Below are 6201 nucleotides of genomic sequence, written 5' to 3' on the forward strand. Positions count from 1 at the left end.
GCAGGAGCAGGTGATGGTATGCCAGTTCAGCGTGGCCATCCGGGCCGCCGGCTCCCCCTGGGGAGAGCCGACGGCGGCGGTGTCTGTCAGACGCCGAATTCCGCAGGCGACAGCCCAAGAGCGGCGCAGGCGTCGCGAATGGCCTGTTGCTCGGACGATTCGAAGTGCCCGTCGGCACCCGCGACCACGATGCCCGTCTGGACAACCGCGCGGGCCTCGGCCGGTTTCTTGGCCGCCTTGGCGATCTCCCGCAGCGCTTCGGCCTTGCCCAGTTCAAAGTTGGCGACGAGCCGGTCCACGTGATGGTTGAAGCGCTGGCGCAGCTGGTCTGCCGGGAAGTTCTGCAGTACCTCGTTGGAGACGATCAGCTCCTCCACGCGCTGCCTCTCCGTCGGCTCCACATAGCCGTCAGCCGCGGCCACCAGCGCACACATGGCCATGCTGGCGTCCCGGTAGGAGCCGCTCTTGAGCTCGGTCTTGACCGACGCGAGCTGGGACTTGAGCAGCCCGACCAGCTGGGCCTTGGAGCCACCGGAGGACGAACCAGCCCCGTGGCCACCGCGCTGTCCCTGCCCAAAGGGAGCGTGCCCCTGTCCGCCCCCTCCCCTGGCACTCTGGGACTGCTGGAGGTTCTTGGCCTGGTCCTTGAGCCGGTCCCACATCGCCACTACTGCCACCTCGGCTTCTACTGTTGCCTGTACGGTCTTGATCATCGGTCGCGCTTCTTCACGCCCCGCCAGGTGAACGGCCTTCGCAACCACGGGGGTTCCCGATTGGCAAAGGTAACGTAAAAAAGATCCTGTTCAGGATCCGCAGCTCCGCCGACGGATTGTCACAGAGAGAACGACAGGCGCATCGGAGAGCTCGCCGAACGCGCCGGCGTCGGCGTCCGGTCCCTGCGCTCCTAGAGGAACAGAACCTGGGGGCTGGGCTTCTCCCCGGCGGTCGAGCACGTCGTGGACGGCTTGGCGGCCGGGTCAGCGCGACAGGCTCCTCGTAGAGGCGGACGGAACGGTGACGCTCCAGTCGGTCACGGCGCGCTGTCCCGCACGTCAAGGTGGGCCCACAGATCCTCGACCGGCTGCGCCCCGGCCGTTTCGTCCATGGAGGCCGCTTCGTCGGCCGCCACCTCGGCGCGGTTCGAGAACGCCACGGTGCGGCGGGCCTTGGCGATGACCTCGGTCAGGTCCTCTCCGAACGTCGCGGAGTCGAGCCGGGCATTGAACGCGGTCAACGCCTCGGGGCTGATCACCGCGAGCGCGGCGCGCAACTCGGCGAGCGTCTGCGGGCCCTCGGCGTGTTCGAGCAGGTGCGGATCCGAAGAGGCTTGCGGGCTCGGCTCGTGCGGTAGCGCGGACATGTGTGTGACCTCCGGTTGTGATGGCTCCACGGTACGCGGTTGAACGCACCCGCGGTGCAAGGGGTGAGAGTGTCGGCACCTCCACAGCAGCCCCTCGCTCAGGGTGTTTCCGGCCGCCAACCGTGTTCCGATGGCAGCCGTCAGAACGGTCCGCCCTCGCGGATGTGATGGTTCAGGACGACGCTTACAGCCCTGTGCGGGCCATCGCAACGAGCGTGGCACCGTCCGTTCCCGCAGTGGGCTGCCGACAACCGCTCCGGGAAGTGCATCGTCGGAACGAGCTTCACCCGGGTCGCCGGGGCGTCGTAAGGCGCTGCCCGCTCCAGTCCCGCCTGAAAGCGCCCGGCCCAGCTCAGCGGGGCACGCAAACCGCGCACGGCCGTCGTCCCGCCCTCGGAGCAGGTCCTGCGGGCCCAGCGGAAAGCCCCTGCGGACGGCGTGGTGATGACGGACGGCACTCCGGTGTGGCGTCATTGGCCTGCTGTGGACCGCTCAGCGGCTCAGGAAGCCGCCAGCTTCCGGATGCGCGGATGGTTCTCCAGCGCCCATCGCACGGTCTTCGGCGGGCGCCCGAGCAGGGTTTCCAGCTGATCGGTGACGCCGCGGTATCCGCCGCCGCCCATGAGCCGGGTCAGGGTCTTGAGGTGTTCCGCGGTGTGCGGGAACGCGGCCAGGGCGGTGTCCACGTAGGTCTCGTTCCAGGTTTCGATGTCTTCGGGAACGTAGGTGACCTGGCGTCCCAGCGCGGCCGCGTAGTCCTCCGCGAACCCGTGCATGTCCTTCAGCTCCGGGCCGTTGAGGTCGTAGGACTTCGAGATGTGCGGCGCCGGATCGGCCAGGACCTTCACGCACAGCTCCGCCACGTCGTAGCCGGCGATGGGCGCGAGCTGGTGGTGGCCGAAGGGCAGGCGCAGCTCACCGTTGCTCAGCGGTTCCAGCGCCAGCCAGGTCATCAGGGGGTTCTCGACGAACATGGCCGCCCGCACGTTGACGGTCGGGAGGCCGGACCAGTCCAGCACCTGCTCGGCGACCCAGTGGGCCCGTTGCTGCGGCGACCAGTTCGCGATGAGTCCGCCGAGCAGCGAACGCCGTTCTGCCTCCGGCGCGGTCATCTTGTCGAACGTCATGAAGGACTGCTCGTACTCGGAGATGTTGACGAAGACCTCGATGTCGCCCTGGGCCCGCGCCGCCGCGGCCATCAAGCTGACGGCGTCGGTGTAGTACGGCGACAGGCTCATGCTGAAGTAGATGCGGCGGCAGCCCTTCAACGCGGCGGTCACTTCGGCGATGTTGAGCAGGTCACCGACGAAGACCTCGGCCCCGGCCTGGCGGAGCGATTGCGCGCGTTCGTCGTCCTGCCGCACGAACGCGCGCACCGGGTGCCCTTGTTCAAGCAGCATGTCGACCATCGTTCGGCTCACACCCCCGATTTCGCCGGCGGCACCGGTGATCAGGATGGGGCTGCGCTCTGACATCAATGTGTCCTCTGTCTGGTTGGGGTGAGTCAGCTGTCCAGAAGGCCCAGGAGGTGGTCGGCGACCGTCTTGGGCTGCTCGGGGTGCGGGGAGCGACGGCCCGCTGGATGGCGCCCTGTGAGGCGAAGTCGTTGAGCTTGGTGGCCGCCTCCGCGTGAGCCTGCGCGTCAGCCGGCCAGCCGGTTCATCTTGCGGATCTGTTTGTCGAAGGCCCGGGCGGGAGCGACGCGGCGCAGTACGCTCGCACGTCCGGCCATGGGGCCCGCGGTGTAGCGCACCTTCGGTTTGGCGTCGGTCGCTGCCGCGACGATCGCCTTGGCGACGACGGCGGGGTCGTCGCCGTCCCTGATCGCCTCCGCCATCACGCGGTCGACGGTCTGCCGCCCGTTCGCGTAGACCTCCAGAGGCATGTCGGGCTTCGCGCTGTTGGCCTCGAATCCGGTCCTGGTGTAGGCGGGTTCGACGATAATCGCCCGGACTCCGTGCTCGCGGACCTCGTGGTCCAGGGACTCGGAGTAGCCCTCGACCGCATGCTTGGAGGCGGCGTAGACGGCCATGTACGGCTGGGGCAGGAAGCCGAGTACGGACGAGAGGTTGATGATGCGCCCGCGTCCCTGGGCGCGCATGTGCGGTAGGACCTCATTCACCATGCGCATGACACCGAATACGTTGGTGTCGAAGACGCCCTGGGCCTGCGCGAGGGAGGTTTCCTCGGCCGCGCCTATCGAGCCGATGCCGGCGTTGTTGACCAGGACGTCGATCCGCCCGAACCGCTCGATCACCTGCTGGACCGCGGTGGTGACCGAGTGGTCACTGGCCACGTCGAGGTCGATGAACGCCACACCGCCGAGCGGGGTGACGCGTGAGGTGTCGCGGCCTGTGCCGGCCACGTCGAAACCCGCTGCGACCAGCGCGAGCGCGGTTTCCTTCCCGATGCCGGATGACGCACCTGTCACCAGTGCCACCGGCCGATTTGTCGTCATCATGCACTCCCGTAGTCAAGAGAAACCGATCGGTTTCTTCGCCTCGCCTCACTGTAAACCGATCGGTTTCCATCTTGCAAGGTCGCGAGGTCGGTCGGCGGCCAGGCGCTTCCGCGCGAGGCTTTGGGCGACGTTGGGTCAATGGCCCTGCGGGCTCGCGCCGTTTCAGGCGGCTTGCCGTCTGCGGGGACTCTGACTGGTGCCTGCGAGAACGACGGCCTGGACAGGGTCAGCACGCAGGAGGGTCGCGAGAGCGTCATCCGCGCAGCGATCCCCGAGTTCGCACTCACCGGCTATTACGGCACCTCTACCGCGGCGATCGCCAAGCGTGTCGGCGTCACGCAGCCGTAAGGCCCTCCGAGCAATGGCGAACGCTTACCCGCAGCTGATCGCGACGCGCCCCGAAACGCTCCTGATGCAGATGCAGGGATACGTCATCGTGGTGGCCGCCGAGGCGAAGGGCGATGACCTGATCGGTGAGCTCGTCCGGGCCGGCTGGATGAGGCCCCGGGAAGCCGTGCACCTGCCGCTGGGCGCCGACGAGACCGCCAGCTTCTCTTGCGGCATGCTCGGCAACACCCTTACGGCCAGCGGGCTTCACTCAGGGACCGGGAAGTAAAGACATGCAGTCATCCGAGCTGCGCCGGCTGCCGGAGGCCGGCGTCAACTCGGGGGGTTACATCGGTGACCGAGTCTTCTGGACGGGGCGACGCGTCAGCGCATGCCTGCCGCGTCGAGCAGGGTGGCCACCGTGGGCGCGATGAGCCCCGTCAGCTTGTCGGCTCCGATCCCCGCGCGGGCACTGGCGCCGTCGAAGACCAGGCTGAGCTGCCGGGCCAGCAGATCGGGGTCGCTCGCGCCACCCTGTTCGGCCTCGGAACGGAAAAACGCCGTCAGGTTCGCCTTGACCCGGTGTGCCACCTGGCTCGCAGGGTGGCTCTGGTCCTTCAGCTCGATCTGCACAGCCAGGTACCGACAGCCTCGGAACTCGGGCGCACCCGACTGCGACTCCACCCGCTCGAAGACGTGCAGGATCCGCTCACGGGGTGACCGGCCATCGTCCGCCGCGGGCAGGAGCGTCGCAATGAAGGCAAAGGCACGCTCCTCCAGGCTCACTGCCAGCAGTTCGTCCTTGCTCTCGAACAGCTGGTACAGGGACCGCTTGGACACCCCCGCCGCCTTGCACAGCGCCTCGACGCCGATACCGACACCGTCTCGGTAGGTGAGCGTGGCCGCCGCCTCCAGCAGCCGCTCTCTGGTACTTGGCTTTACTTCGGTGGTCATACTGCGAGGTTAACTCGATGCGGACGAAATGAAAACCGATCGGTTTTTCAGGGTGCGCCGGGCCGACTTCCGGCGCCGCGCACAGTCAAGCGGACGACTGAAGTCCGCACAGAGGCTCGGCGACGGCTCCAGGGAAAGGGGTGTCGCCGAGCCCCGATGGTGTGCACACCTCCCGTCGTTCACGGGTCGACACACACTGAGTTGTGTTCGTCTTGAACGTGCAGGTCACGGGGGTGGCGTGGGTGGGTGAGGTCCTGCTCGTGCTGGTCGGCGGCGGCTGTCTGCGGTGAAGATCGTCGGTCAGCGGGCGATTTCGTGCCACCGGGCTGGTGGATCCAGGACCGGCCTTCGGAGACGGGTCGTGGTCTCGGACATAGACGGTGACTCGCGCCCCGTTGACATGGGTTGTTCCGTACTCGCGGAAGTGGCGCCGCAGAGTGCTTGTTTTCGCTTCCTCCTGCGGGTTGGCCGGCGAGTGCGCACCTGCCGCGCGGACCGCGACGATCCGGTCGAATTCCAGCATGCGTGCCGCAATTTCCTGGGCGGGAAGCTCGACACCTGCAAGTGTGTTCGACGAAACGGGATCCTGTGCCAGGGCGAGGTCTGTCAGAAACCGGGTGTCCTCGGGGTTGGCCGCAGTCAAGATCCGGTGCCGGCCGGAGAGATAGAGCAGCCCGTCGCCGGGACGGCCTTCCTTGCGTACGGTGGCGCCGATGGCGGTGACGTTGTCGCTTCGGCTCTGTGGCGTCCTCAGCGACAGGCTCGGCGGGACGAGCGCGGCCAGTACGGCAACCGCCGCGATCCACGTGATGCGGGAAGAGCGCTGCCGCCGGTGGAAGTAATCCATCAAGGCGCCCAGCAGCAAGGCGATTCCGATATTGCTGTAGACCACATACCGGTCGACGAAAAGAGGTTTGACCAGTGAGGCGATCAGCAGCAGAAGGCCCGGAAGCACAAGAATCGGCACAGCCAGCACGGAAAGCCGCACGGGCCCCCTCACCCCCAGGGGTGCTAGGCGGTGTCTTCAAATGATCTTGAGTGGTGGATCATGGTCGGGTGATACGTCGACATGAACTGTCGGATGCCGAATGGGAGTTCG

At 67.2% G+C, this 6201-nt stretch carries 6 protein-coding genes and 1 pseudogene; 1 reads left to right on the plus strand and 6 read right to left on the minus strand.

Features of this window, described 5'->3' with window-relative positions:
- Positions 1 to 86 precede the first annotated feature (86 nt).
- From GAS53_RS28390 to GAS53_RS28405, 4 genes are all read right to left on the minus strand, one after another.
- A complete protein-coding gene (locus tag GAS53_RS28390; protein WP_151480571.1) occupies positions 87 to 668 on the minus strand; it encodes a tellurite resistance TerB family protein in 582 nt (193 codons plus the stop codon).
- Positions 669 to 1030: 362 nt separating this feature from the next.
- Positions 1031 to 1360, minus strand: coding sequence for a hypothetical protein (locus tag GAS53_RS28395; protein WP_151480548.1), 330 nt, complete (start codon positions 1358 to 1360; stop codon positions 1031 to 1033).
- A 500-nt stretch (positions 1361 to 1860) separates the two neighbouring features.
- Positions 1861 to 2835, minus strand: a complete 975-nt coding sequence (locus tag GAS53_RS28400) for an NmrA family NAD(P)-binding protein (RefSeq protein WP_192583321.1) — start codon at positions 2833 to 2835, stop codon at positions 1861 to 1863.
- A gap of 167 nt (positions 2836 to 3002) precedes the next feature.
- Positions 3003 to 3818 carry an oxidoreductase gene (locus tag GAS53_RS28405; RefSeq protein ID WP_225859134.1) on the minus strand — a complete coding sequence of 272 codons (816 nt, stop codon included), beginning with the start codon at positions 3816 to 3818 and terminating at the stop codon, positions 3003 to 3005.
- A gap of 219 nt (positions 3819 to 4037) precedes the next feature.
- Between GAS53_RS28405 and GAS53_RS28410 the strand changes: the two are divergent.
- Positions 4038 to 4437: pseudogene (locus GAS53_RS28410) on the plus strand (TetR family transcriptional regulator).
- Positions 4438 to 4532: 95 nt separating this feature from the next.
- Here GAS53_RS28410 and GAS53_RS28415 read toward each other — a convergent pair.
- Positions 4533 to 5102, minus strand: a complete 570-nt coding sequence (locus GAS53_RS28415; RefSeq protein ID WP_151480550.1) for a TetR/AcrR family transcriptional regulator — start codon at positions 5100 to 5102, stop codon at positions 4533 to 4535.
- Positions 5103 to 5187: 85 nt separating this feature from the next.
- Positions 5188 to 6090 carry a hypothetical protein gene (locus GAS53_RS28420; RefSeq protein WP_225859133.1) on the minus strand — a complete coding sequence of 301 codons (903 nt, stop codon included), beginning with the start codon at positions 6088 to 6090 and terminating at the stop codon, positions 5188 to 5190.
- Positions 6091 to 6201: the final 111 nt, after the last annotated feature.

The sequence above is a fragment of the Streptomyces albicerus genome (genome assembly GCF_008905045.1).
GTDB lineage: Bacteria > Actinomycetota > Actinomycetes > Streptomycetales > Streptomycetaceae > Streptomyces > Streptomyces albicerus.

Coding starts and splice junctions, on each gene's coding strand:
- GAS53_RS28405 (WP_225859134.1), bottom strand. CDS start 3,818: ATGACGACAAATCGGCCGGTGGCACTGGTGACAGGTGCGTCATCCGGC.
- GAS53_RS28395 (WP_151480548.1), bottom strand. CDS start 1,360: ATGTCCGCGCTACCGCACGAGCCGAGCCCGCAAGCCTCTTCGGATCCG.
- GAS53_RS28400 (WP_192583321.1), bottom strand. CDS start 2,835: ATGTCAGAGCGCAGCCCCATCCTGATCACCGGTGCCGCCGGCGAAATC.
- GAS53_RS28415 (WP_151480550.1), bottom strand. CDS start 5,102: ATGACCACCGAAGTAAAGCCAAGTACCAGAGAGCGGCTGCTGGAGGCG.